18 protein-coding genes and 1 pseudogene are annotated in these 21,389 nt (G+C 67.6%); 9 read left to right on the top strand and 10 right to left on the bottom strand.

The annotated features are described in order from the left end of the window. Positions 1-125: 125 nt before the first annotated feature. From AB0I34_RS02490 to rpmH, 7 genes and pseudogenes are all read right to left on the bottom strand, one after another. Positions 126-1,061, bottom strand: coding sequence for an AAA family ATPase (locus AB0I34_RS02490; RefSeq protein ID WP_165553441.1), 936 nt, complete (start codon positions 1,059-1,061; stop codon positions 126-128). A 476-nt stretch (positions 1,062-1,537) separates the two neighbouring features. Then, positions 1,538-2,209, bottom strand: coding sequence for a 16S rRNA (guanine(527)-N(7))-methyltransferase RsmG (gene rsmG, locus AB0I34_RS02485; RefSeq protein ID WP_360438070.1), 672 nt, complete (start codon positions 2,207-2,209; stop codon positions 1,538-1,540). A 27-nt stretch (positions 2,210-2,236) separates the two neighbouring features. Beyond that, on the bottom strand, positions 2,237-2,743 hold the full coding sequence (locus tag AB0I34_RS02480; protein ID WP_360438147.1) for a R3H domain-containing nucleic acid-binding protein: 507 nt from the start codon (positions 2,741-2,743) through the stop codon (positions 2,237-2,239). A 339-nt stretch (positions 2,744-3,082) separates the two neighbouring features. Then, positions 3,083-4,057, bottom strand: a pseudogene (gene yidC, locus AB0I34_RS02475) (membrane protein insertase YidC); the annotation flags it as partial. Between the two features lie 9 nt (positions 4,058-4,066). After that, on the bottom strand, positions 4,067-4,378 hold the full coding sequence (gene yidD, locus AB0I34_RS02470; RefSeq protein ID WP_360438067.1) for a membrane protein insertion efficiency factor YidD: 312 nt from the start codon (positions 4,376-4,378) through the stop codon (positions 4,067-4,069). Next, entirely contained in the window at positions 4,375-4,734 is a 360-nt protein-coding gene (gene rnpA / locus AB0I34_RS02465; protein ID WP_360438064.1) for a ribonuclease P protein component, read from the bottom strand. The genes yidD and rnpA overlap by 4 nt, the downstream gene beginning before the upstream one ends. A 26-nt stretch (positions 4,735-4,760) precedes the next feature. After that, a complete protein-coding gene (gene rpmH / locus AB0I34_RS02460; protein WP_130386492.1) occupies positions 4,761-4,898 on the bottom strand; it encodes a 50S ribosomal protein L34 in 138 nt (45 codons plus the stop codon). A 1,210-nt stretch (positions 4,899-6,108) separates the two neighbouring features. Here rpmH and dnaA point away from each other — a divergent pair. The 6 genes from dnaA (at position 6,109) to AB0I34_RS02430 (ending at position 13,385) form a co-directional block, all read left to right on the top strand. Beyond that, positions 6,109-7,659, top strand: coding sequence for a chromosomal replication initiator protein DnaA (gene dnaA, locus AB0I34_RS02455; protein ID WP_360438144.1), 1,551 nt, complete (start codon positions 6,109-6,111; stop codon positions 7,657-7,659). A gap of 521 nt (positions 7,660-8,180) precedes the next feature. Beyond that, entirely contained in the window at positions 8,181-9,326 is a 1,146-nt protein-coding gene (dnaN, locus tag AB0I34_RS02450) for a DNA polymerase III subunit beta (protein ID WP_360438061.1), read from the top strand. A 26-nt stretch (positions 9,327-9,352) separates the two neighbouring features. Next, on the top strand, positions 9,353-10,273 hold the full coding sequence (gene gnd, locus AB0I34_RS02445; RefSeq protein ID WP_360438058.1) for a phosphogluconate dehydrogenase (NAD(+)-dependent, decarboxylating): 921 nt from the start codon (positions 9,353-9,355) through the stop codon (positions 10,271-10,273). Between the two features lies 1 nt (position 10,274). Further along, positions 10,275-11,414 (top strand): DNA replication/repair protein RecF, encoded by a 1,140-nt coding sequence (recF, locus tag AB0I34_RS02440; protein WP_360438055.1) that lies wholly within the window; start codon positions 10,275-10,277, stop codon positions 11,412-11,414. Then, the gene (locus AB0I34_RS02435; RefSeq protein WP_360438053.1) at positions 11,407-11,985 is read left to right on the top strand and encodes a DciA family protein; all 579 of its coding nucleotides are present in this window, start codon (positions 11,407-11,409) and stop codon (positions 11,983-11,985) included. The genes recF and AB0I34_RS02435 overlap by 8 nt, the downstream gene beginning before the upstream one ends. A 56-nt stretch (positions 11,986-12,041) precedes the next feature. Continuing rightward, positions 12,042-13,385 (top strand): hypothetical protein, encoded by a 1,344-nt coding sequence (locus tag AB0I34_RS02430; RefSeq protein ID WP_360438050.1) that lies wholly within the window; start codon positions 12,042-12,044, stop codon positions 13,383-13,385. Between the two features lie 16 nt (positions 13,386-13,401). Here AB0I34_RS02430 and AB0I34_RS02425 read toward each other — a convergent pair whose 3' ends face one another. Genes AB0I34_RS02425 through AB0I34_RS02415 form a run of 3 tightly spaced genes read right to left on the bottom strand, consistent with a single transcriptional unit; the run spans position 13,402 to position 15,187 of the window. Next, positions 13,402-13,959 (bottom strand): hypothetical protein, encoded by a 558-nt coding sequence (locus AB0I34_RS02425; RefSeq protein ID WP_360438047.1) that lies wholly within the window; start codon positions 13,957-13,959, stop codon positions 13,402-13,404. Positions 13,960-13,961: 2 nt separating this feature from the next. Beyond that, positions 13,962-14,555 (bottom strand): hypothetical protein, encoded by a 594-nt coding sequence (locus tag AB0I34_RS02420; RefSeq protein WP_360438044.1) that lies wholly within the window; start codon positions 14,553-14,555, stop codon positions 13,962-13,964. Continuing rightward, positions 14,552-15,187 carry a hypothetical protein gene (locus tag AB0I34_RS02415; protein WP_360438041.1) on the bottom strand — a complete coding sequence of 212 codons (636 nt, stop codon included), beginning with the start codon at positions 15,185-15,187 and terminating at the stop codon, positions 14,552-14,554. Before AB0I34_RS02415 ends, AB0I34_RS02420 begins: the two co-directional genes overlap by 4 nt. 450 nt (positions 15,188-15,637) lie before the next feature. Between AB0I34_RS02415 and gyrB the strand changes: the two genes are divergently transcribed. The 3 genes from gyrB (at position 15,638) to AB0I34_RS02400 (ending at position 21,297) form a co-directional block, all read left to right on the top strand. After that, on the top strand, positions 15,638-17,614 hold the full coding sequence (gene gyrB, locus AB0I34_RS02410) for a DNA topoisomerase (ATP-hydrolyzing) subunit B (protein WP_360438141.1): 1,977 nt from the start codon (positions 15,638-15,640) through the stop codon (positions 17,612-17,614). Positions 17,615-17,695: 81 nt separating this feature from the next. Continuing rightward, positions 17,696-20,377, top strand: a complete 2,682-nt coding sequence (gene gyrA / locus AB0I34_RS02405) for a DNA gyrase subunit A (protein ID WP_360438038.1) — start codon at positions 17,696-17,698, stop codon at positions 20,375-20,377. After that, complete coding sequence (locus AB0I34_RS02400; protein ID WP_360438035.1) at positions 20,377-21,297, top strand: DUF3566 domain-containing protein; 921 nt, start codon at positions 20,377-20,379, stop codon at positions 21,295-21,297. The genes gyrA and AB0I34_RS02400 overlap by 1 nt, the downstream gene beginning before the upstream one ends. Positions 21,298-21,389: the final 92 nt, after the last annotated feature.

Below are 21,389 nucleotides of genomic sequence, written 5' to 3'. Positions count from 1 at the left end.
CAACCTGCTGATGTCCTGCGGTCCTACCGAGCACCGTTTCACGTGAAACAGCCCGCCCAGGAATCCTGCTGGAGCAACCGTAACCGGTGTCCCAGTACGCCGGGCGGGCCAGGGCCGTCGACGGATCAGGTGTTGTTGCGCATGGCGATCTCACGGGAGGCCTCCAAGTAGGAGAGCGCTCCGGCAGATGCCGGGTCGTACGCAAGAACCGTCTGCCCGTGGCTCGGTGCCTCCGAGATCCGCACCGAGCGGGGTACGGCGGTCCGCAGTACGGCGTCACGGAAGTGACCCCGAACCTCCGCCGCTACTTCACCGGCCAGCTTGGTACGGGCGTCGTACATCGTGAGGAGGATGGTGGAGACGTCGAGGCCCGGGTTCAGGTGTGACTTCACCATGTCGATGTGGCGGAGGAGCTGGGACAGACCTTCGAGCGCGTAGTACTCGCTCTGGATCGGGACCAGGACCTCGCGGGCGGCGGTCAGCGCGTTGACCGTCAGCAGGCCGAGCGACGGCGGGCAGTCGATGAAGACGTAGTCGTACTTCTCGCCCGCGGCCTCGGTCTCGGCCAGGTGCGCGTCGAGGGCGCGCTTCAGCCGGCTCTCCCGGGCCACGATGCTGACGAGTTCGATCTCGGCACCGGCCAGGTCGATGGTTGCCGGGATCACCATGATCCCGGGGTGCTCGGCGCAGGGCTGGAGAAGCTTCCCCAGAGACTCGCCCTCGATGACCGCCTCGTAGACACCCGGGGTGCCTTCCGAGTGATCGATGCCCAGGGCCGTCGAGGCGTTGCCCTGGGGGTCGAGGTCGATGACCAGGATCCGCGCGCCGTACAGCGCGAGCCCGGCGGCGACGTTCACGGTCGTCGTGGTCTTGCCGACGCCACCCTTCTGGTTGGCGACGACGAAGACCCGGGTCTCGGCAGGCAGCGGGAACTCGCGGCCCATAGTGCGTCCTTCATTCACCAGCAGGGTCCGTTCGGTGGCGGCGGCGATCGGAGTCTCGAGAAGTCGTCGCTGAAGCTCGTCCGACGTGGCCCGCGCGGCGATCTGTGCGGCAGTCATAGCGCCCATTCCAATAGGTGCGGGACTTGGCCCGAAGAGGATGTCGGTAGGGGTCGGGGCGGGTCTGCCCCCAGCTTCATCCACAGGCTTCTGTGGACGAATCCCCGTGTGCGAAGGCAGTTTCATGCGGTCGTCATCCACAGGCGGTGGAGACTCGGAGAAGTTGTCGTCGGCATCCACCAACGATGCCGTTTCACGTGAAACACCATCATCTCCCGGCTCCCCACCTTCACGTGAAACGGGAGACTCGTCGGGAGCGGACGTGGTTTCCAGTGCCTGGTCGAGGCCGGTCGCGGCGACCGTCCGGAGGGCAGAACTGTCGATCGGCGGCGGGTACTCGTCGCTCGCCGGCTCGGGGTCTGCCGTCAGCAGTTGGGAGTTGGATGCGGGTTGTGCGGGCCAGCCGACCGCCTGGGAACTCTTGGCTTCCCCGGTGCTCTTCTCGGGCCATCCGAGGGCACGACTCACCAACCCACTCACCTCCCGCGTCTTCCGTGCCGGGATCCCCCTGCAGCACGTCCGGCCACAATACTCACGACTGTCGTCGGCTGGGCCAGTTCATCGACGCCGAGTTGGTGAATGTGCCACACCTCGGCTCCGAGGGCTTCGAGTTCGCGTTCGGAGGCGTCCAATTCCTCCTCGACGGACGAGCCTTTCATCGCCAGCATCAGCCCCCCTTCGACGCACAGTGGCAGGCACCACCCGGCCAGTTTGCCCAAGGGAGCGACGGCCCGGGAAGTCACCACGTCGTACGACGCCGGCGGAAGTTCTTCGGCCCGTGCGCGGACCACAGTGGCGTTGTCGAGTTCGAGGGACTCGACTGCCTCCTGGAGGAACGTCGTGCGCCGGAGCAACGGCTCGACGAGCGACACGTTGAGGTCAGGACGAACAAGAGCAAGCACGATCCCCGGCAGGCCGGCACCGGTGCCGATGTCGGCGACCGTCGACTCCTCGGGGACCAGCCGCTCGAGGACCGCGCAGTTCAGCAGATGGCGATCCCACAGCCGCGGAACCTCACGCGGGCCGATCAGCCCGCGGAGAGTTCCCTCGGTGGCCAGCAGTTCGGCGTACGCCGCAAGCCGAACCGCCGCTCGTGGATACAGCTTCTCCACGAGCGGCGGCGTTTCACGTGAAACAGGTTCGGTCACAAGGTCACACGTCCGGCGATCATCGGATCACGACGGCTGGACGACGACGCGGCGGCGCGGCTCCTCGCCCTCGGACTCACTGGTCAGGCCGGCGGCGGCCACCACGTCGTGGACGACCTTGCGCTCGAACGGCGTCATCGGGTCCAGGCGTACCGGGGTCCCGGACGCCTTCGCCTCCTCGACGGCCTTCCGGCCGACCTCTTCCAGCTCGGCCTTCCGGTTCGCGCGGTAGTTCGACACGTCGAGCATCAACCGCGACCGCTCACCGGTCTCCCGGTACACGGCCAGTCGGGTGAGCTCCTGCAGCGCCTCGAGGACCTTGCCGTTCTCGCCGACGAGGTTGTTCAGCTCCGCACCGACGATCGAGACCGCGGCGCGGTCGCCGTCGATGTCCATGTCGATGTCACCGTCGAGGTCGGCGATGTCCAGCAACTCCTCGAGGTAGTCGGCGGCGATGTCGCTCTCCGCCTCGAGCGCCTTCAGACGATCGGCAGCGGAGTCGGTGGACTCCTCTGTCGCCTCGTTGTTCTGCATGCCGTCGCTCACGGCCACTCCTTCACAATGTCGAGATCCGCCCCACGGGGACCCAGGTCATACACAAGCAGGAAGAGGAATAGCGCAGGCGGGTCAGCGTGATCCGCCGGACTTCTTCTGCGCCGCCTTCTTCTGGGCGGCCGACTTCGCCGCCGGCTGGCGCTTGGCCGCCGTCCTCTTCTTGCCGGCCGGCTGCTTCTTGGCAGCACCGGCCTGAGTCTTCTTCGCCGCGTTCGGCGGGGTGTTCGACGCCTGCCCATTGCTGGCGGCCTTCGCACCGTCCGCCGCGCCGTCGGAGTCCGCCACGCCGCTCGCGGCACCGCCGGCCGCAGCTCCGCCCCTGCGGTCGCTGCGCGACTGCCGCTTCGGCTGCTGCCGCTGCGCCGGACGCCGGTCCGAACCGGGCTCCGCCGTACCGTCGGCGGACGCCAGGCCCTCGTCGGCCGGCTTGCCCGCGCGCAGGTTGTGCTCGCGCTTGCGGGCCTCCATCGCGTCGTACGCCGGCGTGCCCGGAGCCGGGTTGCGGCGGATCACGTAGAACTGCTGACCCATCGTCCACACGTTGGAGACGAACCAGTAGATCAGCACACCGATCGGGAAGTTGAAGCCACCGATCAGGAAGAAGACCGGGAAGACGTACAGCATGATCTTCTGCATCTGCGCGGCCTGGCCGGTCAGGGCTTCCTTCGGCATGTTCTTGCGCATCAGCTGCAGCTGCGTGGTGAACATCGTCGCGGTCATCAGGATGATCAGCACGATCGCGACGATCTTGACGTTGTTCTCGCCCGGACCGCTCGCCTTCAGGAAGGTCTGCGAGATCTCCGCTCCGAAGATCTTGGCGTGCTGCAGCGACTCGACGTACGGCTCCATGATCTTGCTGTGAGCCTTGCCGTTCGCCGCGTAGTCCAGCACCCGGAACAGGGCGAGGAAGATCGGCGACTGGAGCAGCAGCGGCAGGCACGAGGAGAACGGGTTCGTCCCGGTCTCCTTGTACAGCTTCATCATTTCCTGACCGAGCTTCTCCCGGTCGTGGCCGTACTTCTTCTGCAGCTCCTTCATCTTCGGCTGCAGGAGCTGCATGTTCCGGCTGGAGCGGATCTGCCGGACGAACAGCGGAATCAGCAAGGTCCGGATGACGACGGTCAGGCCGGCGATCGAGAGCGCCCAGGCCCAGCCACCGTTCGGGTCGAGCACCTGGCTGAGTAGCCAGTGCCAGCCGACGAGCAACGCCGAGACAGCCCAGTACAGGGGCGTCATGACGGCGTTGAACAGGTCTACGATCCCGTCCCACAACGCGAGTTCGGGGATGGCCAGAAGAGTCACTCAAGCACCTCGCTGCGCAGGCCCGGCGTCGCTAGACGGCCCGGGCTGGTTGGCGGAGATCGAGTCTCCGCGCTGGTCGACATCTGTGGGTGGAACGGGGTCGTAGCCGCCGGGGTTCCACGGGTGGCAGCGAACGAGTCTCCTCGCCGCCAGCCAGCAACCGCGCACCGCGCCGTGGCGTTCGACCGCCTCCAGGGCGTACGCCGAACAACTCGGGTAGAACCTGCACACCTGCCCGTACATCGGGCTGATGGTCAGCCGGTACAACTTCAGAAAACCGATGATCCCGCTCTTCACGGGATTGATCCTCATCGTGGGTCCAGGATCCGCCGCAGCGCACCGTCGACGTCCGCGGCCAGTTCGTCGTACGACGCCGAAGCGGACGACGGAAGGGCGCGGACGACGGTCAGGCTGCCGGCCGGTAGATCAGGGAGCCGCGTGCTCAGGACGGCACGCAGACGGCGGTGGACCCGGTTCCGCAGAACCGCGTTGCCCACCGCCTTGTTCACCACGAATCCGACGCGAGCGGGCGCGGCCTGAGCGTCGTCCGCCCGGTCGTCCCGCACCAACAGATGGAGGACCACCGCACGCCGCCCGGCCCGCCGTCCCGATCGGACGGCGCGGCGGAAGTCGTCGGACCGGCGTAACCGGTTCGACGCGGGCAACACGAGGTGGTCACCGTCGAGGAGGTCGGTCAGGCCGCGAGGCGCTGACGACCCTTGCCACGGCGGGCGGCGATGATCGCGCGCCCGGCACGGGTACGCATCCGAAGACGGAAGCCGTGCTTCTTGTGCCGGCGACGGTTGTTCGGCTGGAACGTCCGCTTGCTCACTGGAATGACTCCGGTTACTCGAGATCACAATGATCGACAGATCCACTGATAGATCTGCCGCTGGTGCTGTCCTGCACACACGCCACTCAGGAACCAGTGTGGTCCAGCAGGGAGCGCAGCACAAAAGGGCCGGTTCAACACCGACTGATCAACGGTACGTGGCCGCCTGTGGACAGGTCAAACCAGCCATCCCCATAGTTATCCACAGGCCTGTGGACAGAATACTGGGCACACGGTCGGTCACCGGTCGTCACGCAGTGGTCAGGATAGTCACCGACCGCGATCTGCCCAACACGACTACGCTCCGGCGTCCACCCGACACGCCGGACGTTTCCCCCAAATTGCTGTTCATAGCCTGTGGATGACGGCTTGTAGCAGGCTGGGCAGACTTGTTAGCGTCTCTCCCTCACACCAGAGGTCCCACACCCCGCGATCGGTAACCAACCTGCTCCACGCGTCGTTCACAGTTGTGGACAACCGTGTGGAAAGTGCGGCGCCCGACTGCGGACAACGGCAACCGCGCCGAGCCGGAACGGGCGACGCACCGGCTGCACGGGTGTCGGGTCTAACGGTCGCGCTGAACGGGTCCAGCCCGGAACGCGCCGGCCACCGCAGCGATGGATTCGGGGAGCAACGCGTGGTCGAGGACCATTCCGCCAGTGCGGAAATCACAGAGGTGGAATACACCGTCGACGGCAGACAGGATCTGAGGCCGGAACCGGCGGTGGACTTCCGGTCCGAGATCCCGTCGGCCCCGGAGCCGGCGCCGCGGACCGATCCGGCCGATCACCTCAGCCCCTCTCTTCCGATTCCCCTCCCCGAGCCCCCCGAGTCCGGGTACCGCCCGCGGTACCAGGGCTACGGGTATCGCTCCGAGCTGGAGCGAGCAGCCACCGAGCTGCCGACCGGCCCGGCGCCGACGCCGGCGCCCACCCCCGAGCCTCCAGCGGGTACGGCGTACTTCGGTGCCGCACCGGTGGTCGGCAATCTCAGGTACTCCGGTGAGACCAGCAACAACTGGACCGGTGCACGAGGACCGGCTGAACCGCCAGGAAACGATCGCCCCGTGTACGGGGACGGAGCAGGACCGGTGCGGAACGAGGGTGATAGGCGTGCGAACAATGAGAGCGGCACTGCTGAGGTTCGGGTGGCCGAGCCGCAGCTCGGTGGGCCTCGGGTTGCCGAGCCACGAGCCGAAGGACCGGGTCCGGTGACGGACCTCGGTGATGCCTGGACCCGGGTCCTCGCGGGCCTCCCGCCGAACCAGCGTGCCTGGCTGACCAACTCCCGCCCCGTGACGCTGCACGAGAGCACCGCCATCGTCGCGGTGCCCGACGACTTCACCCGCGGCCAGCTGGAGACCCGGCTGCGCCCAGACCTCGAGCGGATCCTGTCGGAGAGCTTCGGCCGCGACATCCGGATCGCCGTGACGGTCGACCCGTCGCTCGACCCGGAACTGCGTGAAACGCAGGCGCCGCCGCAGCCCGTCGTACGCGAGCCGCTGCGGACCGACGGGGCGTACCAGCCGACGATCCAGTCCGCGCTGAGCCAACCGGACCACAACGCGCCACAGTTCAGCCCGCCGCAGCGGCAGGAGCCGGCGCCGCAGCACTACGAGCAGCCCCGAGGTCCCGCGCCGCAGCAGCAGCCGTTCGGTCACCAGCTCGGCTCGGTCGCCCCACCGCCGAACGGGATGCCCCAGCCGGCCACCGAGGCACAGGGTGAGGCGCGGCTGAACCCGAAGTACACCTTCGAGACCTTCGTCATCGGCAGCTCGAACCGGTTCGCCCACGCGGCCGCGGTCGCCGTCGCCGAGGCGCCTGGCAAGGCGTACAACCCGCAACTGATCTACGGCGACTCCGGTCTCGGCAAGACCCACCTGCTGCACGCGATCGGCCACTACGTCCGCAGCCTCTACACCGGGGCCCGGGTCCGGTACGTGTCGAGCGAAGAGTTCACCAACGACTTCATCAACGCGATCCGCGACGACAAGGCGTCCCAGTTCCAGCGCCGGTATCGCGATGTCGACGTCTTGCTGATCGACGACATCCAGTTCCTCGAGGGCAAGATCCAGACCCAGGAGGAGTTCTTCCACACCTTCAACACCCTCCACAACGCGAACAAGCAGATCGTGATCAGCTCCGACCGGGCGCCGAAACGCCTGGAGGCGCTGGAGGATCGGCTGCGGAACCGGTTCGAGTGGGGCCTGATCACCGACATCCAGCCGCCCGACCTGGAGACCCGGATCGCGATCCTGCGGAAGAAGGCGGCCACCGAGCGGCTGACCGCACCGCCGGAGGTGCTGGAGTTCATCGCCTCGAAGGTGCAGACCAACATCCGTGAACTCGAGGGCGCACTGATCCGCGTCACCGCGTTCGCCAGCCTGAACCGGCAGCCGGTCGACCTGAGCCTGGCCGAGATCGTGCTGAAGGACCTGATCCCCGAAGGCAGCAAGCCCGAGGTGACGGCCAGCATGATCATGGGCCAGACCGCGTCGTACTTCGGTCTGTCGATCGACGACCTGTGTGGCTCGAGCCGCAGTCGGGTGCTGGTGACCGCGCGGCAGATCGCCATGTACCTGTGCCGCGAGCTCACCGACCTCTCGTTGCCGAAGATCGGTCAGCAGTTCGGCGGCCGCGACCACACCACCGTGATGCACGCCGAGCGGAAGATCCGGCAGTTGATGTCGGAGCGACGCAGCGTCTTCAACCAGGTGACGGAACTGACGAACCGGATCAAGCACCAGGCGAAGCAGCAATGAGGTCCGGTGACCGCGTCCAGAATTCTGTACGCCGAGTGCTACGACGCGGTCACCGGAACCACACAGCCTGGGGATACTCCTGTGGATAACTGGGGGTATCACCGTGGACACATCGCTGTGTGTTGTGGATTCGCTGTGGGGACAGAATTCTTCATCACCAGGCGTCCTCAGACAGACCGGGATTCGTCCACACCCCGTCCACACGCCGATTCGGTACCTGACCTGCGAAGTCGTCGCTTTTCCACAGTATCCACCGGTGCTAAGAACCCTATGGAATCTGTAGAGAGTTCCCAGTCCACAAAACGATCGAGCGGCCCAACCTGGGGAAAACCCCGGTCTCGCGCCGGCTTGCGGCACCTGTCAGGCTGTCCTCGGAGCACAATGAGGGGCAGCACGCAGAACCACCGGAACGACGCCGACGCGACCCGCCCGAAGCGCCACGTCACGCCCGATTGGCGCAGAGCACACTTGTCCGTGGCAGGATCTGCCTGGCACACAGCCGAATCAGGAGGCACCCAGCGGTGAAGTTTCGCGTCGAGCGCGACGTACTGGCCGAGTCGGTGGCCTGGGCCGCGCGCAGCTTGCCCAGTCGTCCCAGCGTCCCGATCCTTGCCGGCCTCCTGATCGAGGCCGAGGACGGGCAGATCACCCTGTCCGGTTTCGACTACGAGACCTCCGTCCGGGTCACCGTGCCTGCGCAGGTGGCCGACAGCGGGAAGTGCCTGATCTCCGGCCGGCTGGTCGCTGACATCTCCAAGAGCCTTCCGAACCAGCCGGTGGACATCGCCGTCGACGGCGCGAAGGTCCAAGTCACCTGTGGCAGTTCGCGCTTCACGCTCCAGACGCTTCCCACCGAGGAATATCCGGCCCTGCCGGAGCTTCCGGCCGCGAGCGGGACGGTCAAGGCCGACGTCTTCGCCCAGGCGGTCTCGCAGGTGGTGACCGCGGCCGGGCGTGAGGACACGCTTCCGGTGCTGACCGGCGTCCGGGTCGAGATCGAGGGATCCACGATCTCGCTGCTGGCCACCGACCGCTACCGGCTGGCGATCCGCGAACTCGAGTGGAACCCGCAGTCCCCCGACGCGTCCGCGGCCGCACTGGTGCCGGCCCGGGTGCTGTCCGAGACCGCGAAGGCGATGACCGGATCGGACGTGATCGTCTCGCTCGCCGCGCCGGGCACCGGTGACGGCATCGTCGGCTTCGAGGGCGAGGTCTCCGGCGGCAACCGGCGGGCGACCACCCGCCTGCTGGACGGCGAGTTCCCGAAGGTTCGCGGCATCATCCCGACCGACGCCGCGATCGCGACCCGGGTCCGGATCGACACCGCCACGCTGGTCGAGGCGGTCAAGCGCGTGGCCCTGGTGGCCGAGCGGAACGCGCCGGTCCGGCTGACGTTCAGCGACGACACCGTGACCCTGGACGCCGGCAGCGGTGACGAGGCCCAGGCATCCGAGTCGATCGAGGCCCGCATGTCCGGTGAGCCGGTGACCGTAGGCTTCAACCCGACGTACCTGCTCGACGGCCTGAACGCGATCGGTACGCCGGTCGCGCACCTGGCCTTCACGCAGGCGACCAAGCCGGCCGAGCTGACCGGTGTGCGGGACTTCGACGGTGATCCGATCAGCGAGTTCCGGTACGTCCTGATGCCGGTCCGCCTGAACAGCTGAAAGCCAACAGAACAAGGGGATTCACGATGGAGCTCGGCCTTGTCGGTCTCGGCAAGATGGGCGGCAACATGCGCCAGCGGATCCGCAACGCAGGCCACACCGTGGTCGGGTTCGACCACAACCCGGACATCTCCGACGCCAAGGACCTGGCCGACATGGTCGGCAAGCTCACCGCGCCCGGCCAGCCCAAGGTGGTCTGGATCATGGTGCCGGTGCAGGCGATCGATGCGGTCGTCGACGAGCTCTCGGACCTGCTCTCCCCCGGCGACATCGTGATCGACGGCGGCAACAGCCGCTGGACCGACGACACCCGCCGGGCCGCCCAGCTCGCCGAGAAGGACATCCGCTTCGTCGACTGCGGTGTGTCCGGTGGCGTCTGGGGCCTGGAGAACGGCTACGCCCTGATGTGCGGCGGCGACAAGGACACCGTCGACATCGTGATGCCGATCTTCGAGGCGCTGAAGCCCGAGGGTGAGTTCGGCTTCGTGCACGCCGGCAAGGTCGGCGCCGGGCACTTCTCGAAGATGGTCCACAACGGCATCGAGTACGGCATCATGCAGGCGTACGCCGAGGGCTACGAGCTGCTCGAGGCCGCCGACGTCGTCGAGAACGTGCCGGAGGCGTTCGAGTCCTGGCGCGAGGGCACCGTGATCCGGTCCTGGCTGCTCGACCTGTTGGTCGCCTCGCTGAAGGACGACAACCACCTGGCCAAGATCCGCGGGTACGCCGACGACTCGGGTGAGGGCCGCTGGACCGTCGAGGCCGCGATCGACCACGCGGTGCCGATGCCGGCCATCTCGGCCGCGCTGTTCGCCCGGTTCGCCTCCCGGCAGGAGGACTCGCCGGCGATGAAGGCGATCGCCGCGATGCGCAACCAGTTCGGCGGTCACGCGGTGAAGGGCGCCGAGGCCGCGGACCCGTCGTACGCGACACCGCCCAAGCACTGAGGTGTATGTCACCGCCCTGGGTCTGCTCGACTTCCGGTCCTACGCGCAGGCGGAGGTCGAGCTCGCTCCGGGCGTGACCGCCTTCGTCGGGCCGAACGGCCACGGCAAGACCAACCTGGTCGAGGCGATCCACTACACCGCGACGCTCGGGTCACATCGGGTCGCGAACGACGCGCCACTGGTCCGGGCCGGAGCCACCAGGGCGATCGTGCGGACGGAGATCCGCAGCCAGTACGACCGGGACGTGGTCGTCGAGCTGGAAATCAATCCTGGGAAGGCAAATCGGGCCCGAGTGAACCGCTCGCCCGTACCGCGGCCACGGGAAGTGCTCGGCCTGCTCCGTACGGTGCTGTTCGCGCCGGAGGATCTCGCGCTGGTGAAGGGCGATCCGTCCGAACGACGCCGGTTCCTGGACGAGTTGCTGACCTTGCGGTCGCCGCGGATGGCCGGCGTACGGCAGGACTACGACCGCGTGCTCAAGCAGCGGAACTCGTTGCTGCGCAGCGCCTCGATGGCCCGCCGGCAGAACCGGTCCGGCGCCGCCGAGGGACAGTTGCGCACGCTCGAGGTCTGGGACTCACATCTCGTCCGGGCCGGGTCCGAACTGCTCGCCACCCGGCTGGAGTTGCTGGAATCCCTGCGTCCATTGGTCTCCGGCGCGTACGACGCTGTTGCCCGAGGCAAGGGTAATGCGCGGCTGGAGTACAAGTCGTCGGTCCTGCTCGAGCCCGGTGTGGTGTCGCGGGAGCAACTCGCCGAGGTGCTGAGCGCAGCGGTCCAGGACAAGCGGCAGGACGAGCTCGAGCGGGGAGTGTCCCTGGTCGGCCCGCATCGCGACGACGTCGTACTCGGGCTCGGGGACTTGCCCGCGAAGGGGTATGCGAGTCACGGTGAGTCGTGGTCGTTCGCGCTCGCGCTGCGGCTGGCGTCGTACGAACTGCTTCGAGCGGACGGGGGTGAACCGGTGCTGATCCTTGACGACGTGTTCGCCGAGCTCGACACGCAACGCCGGGACCGGCTGGCCGAGTTGGTCGCGCCGGCCGAGCAGGTGCTGGTGACCGCGGCGGTCGGCGCGGACGTGCCCGCTGAGCTCAGCGGCGTCCGGTTCGATGTCGGTGAAGGATCCGTGCGGCGTGCCTGAACCCCGGAATTCCTCTGAGAGCGGCTTCGAGAGCGAGGCGGCTCCGGAGCGTCCGGACGAACCTGACCACGACAAGCAGGGGCTGGACCTGGCGAAATCGCTCGCCGGGCGGCTGAAGCAGCAGGCCGCGAACGGCCCGATCAAGCCGGTCAAGCGGACGCGCCGACGGCCACGGATCGACGGCGCCCAGATCAGCAGCGCACGTCCGGACGACCGGGATCCACAGAAACTGACCAACACGCTCGGCCGGCTGATGCGCGACCAGGGCTGGGAGGTGGACGTCGCCGTACACGGCGTGATGGCGCGCTGGCCGTCGATCGTCGGTCCGGAGATGGCCGAGCACTGTACGCCGGAGTCCTACGAGAACACCGTGCTCACCGTGCGTACGTCGTCCACTGCGTGGGCCACCCAGCTGAAGCTCCTCGCCCCCGACCTGGTCCGCCGCCTCAACACCGAACTGGGCGACGGCACGGTCACCCAGGTCAACGTCCAGGGCCCCCACACCCCCAGTTGGCGCAAGGGCCCCCGCACCATCCGCGGCGGCCGCGGCCCCCGCGACACCTACGGCTGAACCAACTGCCGAGCAAGTTGCTCCAGCGACCCGCGACTCCCCTAGGATCGGGCGCGATGCGCACGATCGTCGATGGTTTCCGCGAGATGGTCCAGCTGATCGGAGACACCTTCCGGCTCTGGTGGCGGAACCTCCTGCCCCTGACGACCTGGTGGCTGGCCGGCTTCCTCGGCTTCAAGGCCTGCGTCGAGGCCGCGATCTGGCTGGACGAGCATGCGCACTCGAGCCTCGGCACCGGCGTGTTCTCGATCGGTGTGCTGCTCCAGATCGCCGCCGCCGTCGGCATGATCCGGACCTGCGCGACCTCGCTCTACCGCTGGCGCGACGCAGCGTCCAACAAGAGTGAGGAGACCTCCGACCCGACGCAGCAAGGTGTGATGGAGTTGCTGGCCGTCACCCTGCTGCCGCTGGTCGCGGTGTGGTCGGCCTGGGGATTCCTCGAGGACCAGATCGGATCCCTGACGTCGACGAACAACGTCCAGCGTGGTCTGCAGTCGGGTGCCGCCTTCTTCGAACTCGGCGGCGGCCAGTGGCACAAGTACCTCCCCGCGATCGTCATCCTGCTGGTCCTGCGCCGGGTGATCGAGGCGGTCGACGACCGCTGGCCGAGCCGGCCGGCGAAGTTCGTCCAGGTCTGGGCGGAGGCGTTCTTCCTGCTGATCACGGTCGTCGTCACCCCGTTCGCGGTCGCCGACGCCAAGGACTGGATCAGCGAGCGGACCTTCTGGTACTGGTCGCTGGACTGGTGGGGCGGGCTGAAGGACTTCTTCGCGGGGATCCACATCCCGATCCCGGCCGGGATCGAGTTCCTCTGGGGCTTCTTCTGGGAGAGCCTCTGGCCGCTGTTCAAGCTCGGCGTCGCCGAGCCGCTGACCTGGCTCGCGATCACGACCGTCGTCTTCGGCCACCGGGTGCTGACCAGTGGCGGCGTCTTCAAGGGCACCCGGGTGGAGCGCCGCCTCGGCGGTCAGCTCGAGCAGGAGGCACCGCAGCAGAACCGGATCGTTGCCCTCACCAACAAAGCGCCGAACCTGCTGCTCGGCGGACTGCGGGAGAAGTTCTACCCGACGCTGAACGCGTTCCGGCTGCTGGTCCGGGTCGGCCCGGTGTTCCTCGGCGTCGTCTGCATGGTCTACACGTTCTGGCTGCTCGGCAGCGACTGGGCGTTCGTCCTGATCCAGCGGGCGATCGGACCGGAGACCATGCACTGGGGACTGATGGTCCACGAGATCGCAGACCTGGGCCAGAGCCTCATCTTCGAGCCGCTACGGATCGCTTTGCTGGCGGCTGCGTTCGACCTGTGTATCTCGGTCGGAGCGCAGCGCCGTGCCGAGGCCGCCGAGGCGGAAGCGGCCGAGGCGGAGACGAGCGAGGCGGACAAGCAGCCGGTCAACGCCTGACTGTTGGCGGCCGCCCTCAGGGAGTCAGGATGACGCGCCGGCGCTCGGCCAGGTTCTGAACGACGACGCCGGTCAGATGCGGGACGGCCGACTCGGGGACGACGTACACCCCGGCGAGATCCCCCGGCTTGTTCCGGTAGAACGGCTGGTCCTCGTTCGTGCAGTACGTCGGCAGCTCGAACTTGTACGGCTGCTTGGTCTGCCAGAGGTTGCCGCGGTCGTCGCGCAGGCTGGCCGTGCAGCTGAAGCCGTTCTCCTTCATGTACAGGCCGTCGAGCGGCTTCACCGTCATCTTCGCGACCACGATGACCGAGCCGGCCGGCTTGTCGTCGAGCGAGATCTCCTCACCCTCGTCGTCGACGAGGGTGGTGTAGGTCTCCAGCGAATCCAGCTTCCACTCGACGTCGCCGATCGTCACCGGTCCCTGCTTGACCACCTCGGTGACCCGGCCCTCGTCGAACAACTCCTCGTCGTTGTCGATGTAGTCCCGCAGCATCAGGAAGCAACTCGTCGACAGCAGCGCGAGCATCAGGGCGAGCTGTACTCCCCACCGGACCGCACGGTGCCTGGTCATCTTCACGCCACCCTCACCTCGCGGTTCCCGAACACGTACTGGGGCGCGGCTCCGTCGACGAGCCGCTGAGCCACCTCTTCACTCGGGATGCCGAGGTCGACGTCGATGGCGACGTACAGGACGTTGTACAGCGGCGCGGGATCGAGCCGGAGCGTCAGACCCTTCAGATCCGACGGGTTGACCTCGAAGACGACGGCGCCGATCTGGGCGAAGCCGGGGTCCGGGAAGTCGACGCCGGACTCGGTGATGCCCAGGGGCCGGTAGATGGTGCCGCCGTCGGCGCGCAGGGTCGGGTTGCCCGCCAGCGGCTCGGTGACCCCGCGGACGGCGTCCCACTCGAGCGCGACGAACACGCCGTCCGTCTCCATCGGCTCGTCGTCCTCACCCGCGCTGCTCTCCACCACCGTCTTGGCGAACTTCATCCGGGTGATCGTCACGGACGAGTCGCCGTACGGGAGTTTCTCGCCGATCGTGCCGTGCACGACCTCCACGTTCTGCTTCTCGTACACGTGGTCCGGGGTGGCGAGCCGGGTCAGTCCGCCGAGCAGGATGAACAGGACACCGACCAGGACGGTGGCGGGGCGATACAGCTTCACTTCTTCTCCCCGTTGTCGACGACGATGGCCGGCTTGAGCTGGACCACCGCATCCGCCTCCGGCTGCTGCCAGTACGGGTCCTCGTTCGCGCCGAGGAAGCCTTGGTCGGACTCGAAGCGCTCGCCGAGGACACCGATCTCGACCAAGTCGGCGGTGAAGTCCGGCGGGATGTCGAACTTGGTGACGCAACTGACCGGCGGCAGACCGAAGACGACGACCCAACCCAGCTGTCCACGGCAGGTCGCTCCGTTGGACTCGATCAGATCCTTGCCGTCGCCGGGGACCAGGCGGAGCAGCCGGCCGTCCAGGGAGTCGCTCGTGTCCTCTTCGTCGTCCATGTTCTTCAGGTCGAAGTACACCAGCAGCTCAGCCTCGGCCGGCGAGTACTCCTTCTTCGGGTGCTGGACGATCTCGGCCTTGGTGAAGTTGTACTCCCACTTGCCGGACGTCACCGTCACCGGCGCGGTCAGCGTGGGCACGGTCCGGCCGGTCTTCTCCTTCCACCCACCGGTGGCGAGGACGATCAGGGCCAGGACGACGACGAGGGCGATCGCGATCAGCCACTTGCGCCGATGCCGGTGGATCACCCGCTCCGCGATCATGGCGTCGATGACGTCGTCGAGACTTTCCACGGCAGCGATCCTAAGGGCGATGGGGTGCGCGACGGACCGCCTCGTCCACGCCTGCCTCGGTCTGTTCAACCGGTCTGTACCGGTTGACTTCGTCTCGGTTCCCGGATGGTCAGTGGTGAACCGGCCGGAGGCCACTGAGCGGCCTTGAGCGCTTTCCGGCCCCCCACCCGCGAGAGGGGACATGGAGATGAGGGAGAAAAGACGCCCTGGCCCGAGTTTCAGGCGCCTGGTGGCAGGTTCTGCTTCGGTCGACAGGTAAGATGGAGGCTGTAGAGCGAACCGCGCCTCTGACAACACTGTAGGGGGCGGTTTCCACTGTGCAGCGATGCCTCGCGAACGCGGGGCCGAGGAGGACAACAGCCGGTGACCGACGAGCCGACCGAGATCGACGCCAACCAGTCCGCCGACCCCATCGGCACCGCCGCACCCGACAGCGTGGAACTTCCCGCGATGCTCGACGAGATCCCGTCGAACATCGTCGAGCGCGAGTACGACGCGAGTGCGATCCAGGTCCTGGAGGGTCTGGACGCGGTCCGGAAGCGACCGGGCATGTACATCGGGTCCACCGGTGAGCGTGGTCTGCACCACCTCGTCACCGAGGTGGTCGACAACGCTGTCGACGAGGCGATGGCCGGGTACGGCGACCGGATCGTCGTCACCCTGCTGCCCGACGGCGCGGTCAGCGTCGAGGACAACGGCCGCGGCATCCCGGTCGACATCGTCGAGTCCGAGGGCAAGCCGGCGGTCACCGTCGTCCTGACCGTCCTGCACGCCGGCGGCAAGTTCGGCGGCGGCGGCTACAAGGTGTCCGGTGGTCTGCACGGGGTCGGTGTGTCCGTCGTGAACGCGCTGTCCAGCCGGCTCAAGGTCGACGTGAAGTTGAAGGGCAAGCTGTACACGCAGTCCTTCACGCACGGCGTCCCGGACGCCGACCTCGCCGAGATCGGTACGTCGGAGTCGAACGGGACCACCGTGACGTTCTGGGCTGACCCGGATGTCTTCGAGACCACGACGTACTCCTACGAGACGCTGACCACCCGCTTCCGGGAGATGGCCTTCCTGAACAAGGGCCTGGAGATCGTGATCCGGGACGAGCGGCCGGACCACACCGAGGACGGCCACCCGGTCGAGCAGGCGTTCAAGGCCGAGAACGGCCTGGTCGACTACGTGAAGTACCTGACCGGCATCCGCGAGACCGTGCACCGCGACGTGATCTCGTTCGAGGCGGCGTCCAACGGCGAGAACAGCATGAGTCTCGAGGTGGCGCTGCAGTGGAGCGGCTCGTTCCAGGAGTCCGTGCACACCTTCGCGAACGCGATCAACACCCACGAGGGTGGTACGCACGAGGAAGGCTTCCGGGCCGCGCTGACCTCACTGGTCAACTCGTTCGGCGAGGACCAGGGCATGATCAAGAAGAAGGAGGACAGGCTCACCGGTGACGACATCCGGGAGGGTCTGACCGCGATCATCTCGGTCAAGCTCGCCGAGCCGCAGTTCGAGGGCCAGACCAAGACCAAGCTCGGCAACACCGAGGTCAAGGGCTTCGTCCAGCGGGTCGTGAACGACAAGCTCGGCGCCTGGTTCGAGCAGAACCCGGCCGAGGGCCGCGAGATCATCCGCAAGGCGACCGCCGCGGCGAGCGCCCGGATCGCGGCCCGCAAGGCGCGCGACCTGGCCCGCAACCGCAAGGGCCTGCTGGGTGGCGGCGGCCTGCCGGGCAAGTTGGCCGACTGCCAGTCGACCAACCCGGAGGAGTGCGAGGTCTACATCGTCGAGGGTGACTCGGCCGGTGGCTCCGCGAAGGGCGGCCGGGACCCGAAGTTCCAGGCCATCCTGCCGATCCGCGGCAAGATCCTGAATGTCGAGAAGGCCCGGATCGACAAGGTCCTGCAGAACAACGAGGTCCAGGCGATCATCTCCGCGCTCGGTACCGGTATCCACGAGGACTTCGACGAGGACAAGCTCCGGTACCACAAGATCGTGATCATGGCCGACGCCGATGTCGACGGCCAGCACATCCGGACCCTGCTGCTCACGCTGCTGTTCCGGTTCATGCGCCCGCTGATCGAGCGCGGGCACGTGTACGCCGCGCAGCCGCCGCTGTACAAGATCCGCTGGAGCAACCACGCCGACGAGCTCGCGTACACCGACCGGGAGCGCGACGGTCTGCTCGAGGCCGGCGCCGAGGCGGGCCGGAAGCTGCCGAAGGAGAACCCGATCCAGCGCTACAAGGGTCTGGGCGAGATGAACGCGAACGAACTGTGGGACACCACGATGGATCCGGCCAACCGGGTGCTGCTGCAGATCACCCTGGACGACGCGATCCGCGCCGACGAGACGTTCCAGACGCTGATGGGCGACGACATCGAGGCGCGGCGCAGTTTCATCCAGCGCAACGCCAAGGACGTCCGCTTCCTCGACATCTGATGGATGGGTGGTCCGTTGCCCCGGGCCACGATCCGCTGGCGCCATCGACCGACGTACTGACCTGAACGGGACGAGCTTTTCATGACCGAGACCCCCACCACTCCGGGCCACGACCGGGTCGAGCCACTCGACCTGCAGACCGAGATGCAGCAGTCGTACCTCGACTATGCGATGGCAGTCATCGTCGGCCGCGCACTGCCCGAGGTCCGCGACGGCCTCAAGCCGGTGCACCGCCGCATCCTCTACGCGATGTACGACGGCGGCTACCGGCCGGACCGTGGTTTCAACAAGTGCTCTCGTGTCGTCGGTGACGTGATGGGTCAGTACCACCCGCACGGCGACTCGGCGATCTACGACACCCTGGTCCGGCTGGCGCAGCCGTGGGTGATGCGGGCCCCGCTGATCCAGGGCCAGGGCAACTTCGGTTCCCCGGGCAACGACCCGGCGGCCGCGATGCGGTACACCGAGTGCCGGATGGCGCCGCTGGCGATGGAGATGGTCCGCGACATCGACCAGGACACGGTCGACTTCCGGGCCAACTACGACGGCAAGTCGCAGGAGCCGGTGATCCTGCCGGCCCGCTTCCCGAACCTGCTGGTGAACGGCTCGTCCGGCATCGCGGTCGGCATGGCGACGAACATCCCGCCGCACAACCTGCGCGAGGTCGCCGCCGCGGTCAACTGGGCGCTGGAGCACCCGGACGCGACGCAGGAGGAGCTGCTCGACGCCTGCCTGCAGTACATCAAGGGCCCGGACTTCCCGAACGGTGCACTGATCGTCGGCTACAAGGGCATCGACGACGCCTATCGCACCGGCCGTGGGTCGGTCACGATGCGCGCGGTGGTCGACATCGAGGAAGACGCCAAGGGCCGGACCAGCCTGGTCGTCACCGAGCTGCCGTACATGGTCAACCCGGACAACCTGGCCTTGAAGATCGCCGAGCTGGTCAACACCGGCAAGATGAGCGGGATCGCCGACATCCGCGACGACAGCTCGTCGCGGACCGGGCAGCGGCTGGTCGTCGTGCTGAAGCGGGATGCTCAGCCGCGCGTCGTACTGAACAACCTGTACAAGCACACGCAGCTGCAGGACACCTTCGGCTGCAACATGCTCGCGCTGGTCGACGGCGTACCGCGCACGCTCAGCGTGAACCTGTTCATCAGCCACTGGATCGACCACCAGATCGAGGTCATCCAGCGGCGGACCCGGTTCCGCCTGCGTGAGGCGGAGAAGAACGCGCACATCTACCGCGGCTACGTGAAGGCGCTGGACGCCCTCGACGAGGTGATCGCGCTGATCCGGCGCAGCCCCGACGTCGACGAGGCCCGCACCGGCCTGATCGAGCTGCTGGAGATCGACGAGATCCAGGCCCAGGCGATCCTGGACATGCAGCTGCGCCGGCTGGCCGCACTGGAGCGGCAGAAGATCATCGAGCGGTTGCAGGAGCTCGAGGCGATCATCGCCGACCTCGAGGACATCCTGGCCAGCCCGGAGCGGCAGCGGTCGATCGTCAAGGACGAGCTCGCTGAGATCGTCGACAAGTACGGCGACGAGCGGCGGACCGAGATCATCGCGGCCGACGGCGACCTGTCGGTGCAGGACCTGGTGCCGGACGAGGACGTCGTCGTCACCATCACCCGCGGCGGATACGCGAAGCGGACCAAGACCGACCTGTACCGGACCCAGAACCGGGGCGGCAAGGGCGTCCGTGGCGCGCAGTTGCGGGCCGAGGACGAGATCAGCCACTTCTTCGCCACCACGAACCACCACTGGATGCTGTTCTTCACCACCAAGGGCCGGGTCTACCGCGCCAAGGTGTGGCAGCTGCCCGAGTCGGCCCGTGACGCGAAGGGCTCGCATGTGGCCGGCCTGCTCTCGTTCCAGCCGGACGAGGACATCGCACAGGTACTGACGTTGCGCGACTACGAGCAGTCCGACTACCTGGTGCTCGCGACCAAGAGGGGCCTGGTCAAGAAGACGGCACTGACCGACTACGACTCGGCCCGGCAGAGCGGCATCATCGCGGTGAACTTCCGCGAGGAGGACGACGAGCTGATCGGCGCCGACCTGGCCACCGCCGAGGACGACCTGCTGCTGGTGTCCCGCAAGGGCCAGTCGATCCGCTTCACCGCGAACGACGAGCAGCTCCGCCCGATGGGCCGCGCCACCTCGGGTGTGACCGGGATGAAGTTCCGCTCCGGCGACGAACTGCTGTCGATGTCGGTGATCCGGGCCGGCGCCGACGAGGAGACGCAGTACGTCTTCACCGTCACCGACGCCGGGTACGCCAAGCGCAGCCGGGTCTCGGAGTACCGCCAGCAGGGCCGCGGCGGCCTCGGCATCAAGGCGGTCAAGCTGAACGACGAGCGTGGTTCGCTGGTCGGCGCGATCATCGTGGTCGCCGAGGACCAGGTGCTGGCGATCAAGGCCAGCGGCCAGGTCGTCCGCAGCCGGGTCGACAGCGTGCCGGTCAAGGGCCGCGACACGATGGGCGTCCGGTTCGCCGGCGTCGGCGAGTCCGACGCGGTGGTCGCGATCGCCCGGAACACCGATCTGACCGTGAACGGCGAACTCGACGGGGATCTCGACGGCGAGGAATCCGGAGCGGCCGAAGCGGGTACACCCTCCGAAGGTGCCCAGGATGTGGACGGATCGACAACCGAATCCACCCCTGAGGGCGTCAACAATGATGACCAGCGTTCGACGGACGTCGACGGCGCGGCTACCGTCGAAGAGGACGATGCCGGCCAGGAGGGTGACTGATGACCAACCGCGCGAGGCCGACATGGCCAGACGGTGCGGCGGACAGCTCCAAGGCCCAGCGACCAGCGCAGGGCCGGGAGCAGTCCACGCCACCGGCCGACCCGGCCTCCAACGGTCGTTCCAACGGCCAGCCGAGACCAGGTGCTCCGAACGGCCAGCGTGCCAGTGAGTACCGGCCGCAGCAGCGGCCCGGCTCCGCGCCGGGTGGCGCGCCTCTTCCTGGCCAGACCGCTCGGCCGCCTCAGCAGCAGCCGGTCCGCCCGCAGCAGCAGCGTCCGGGGCAGGTGGCGCCCGGCCCGAGCACGCCTGGTCGCCCCGAGCCCTGGTCCCCCGGCGCGACGGGTGCGCCGCGAGCCACTGGGCCGGCGGCAGCGTCGTACGGGCTGACTGAGGAGCCGGCCAAGACCGAGACGTTGGGTGACCGGCTCAGCGCGGCGCGTCAGGCGGTGCTCGACAAGGCATCGTCGGTGACGACCACCAAGCCGGAGAAGACCGAGACCAGGCTGTCGGCGAAGGCCGAGAAGGCGCCGAAGGCATCGCACCGGCCGCAGACCCGCAAGGCCCGGCTGCGGATGTCCCGGATCGATCCGTGGTCGGTGATGAAGACGGCGTTCCTGCTGTCGATCGCGTTCGGCATTGTCACCTGGGTCGCGGTGTTCATCGTCTGGTCCGCGATCGGCGCGGCCGGTGTGTTCGACAACATCAACAACACCGTCCAGGAAGTCCTGGGTACGCCGACCGCCGAACCGTTCCGGATCGAGAACTACATCAACACCGGAAAGGTGATGGGATTCACCACGCTCCTGGCGTGCGCCGACGTACTCATCATCACCGCGCTCGCGACGCTCGGATCCTTCCTCTACAACATCGCCGCCACGCTGCTCGGCGGCCTCGAAGTCACGCTGGCGTCGGAGGACTGACGGCGTACCCGAGTCTCCGGTCGGGCCCTGCTCGGGCTCTGCGCGGCGCCGACCGGAACCGGTTTGGGAGAGGGGCACTTGGTGCGGTAATC

The organism is Kribbella sp. NPDC050281 (assembly GCF_040655855.1).
GTDB lineage: Bacteria > Actinomycetota > Actinomycetes > Propionibacteriales > Kribbellaceae > Kribbella.
The sequence above is the reverse complement of the archived record's forward strand: the minus strand, read 5'-3'. Positions and strand labels throughout refer to the sequence as shown.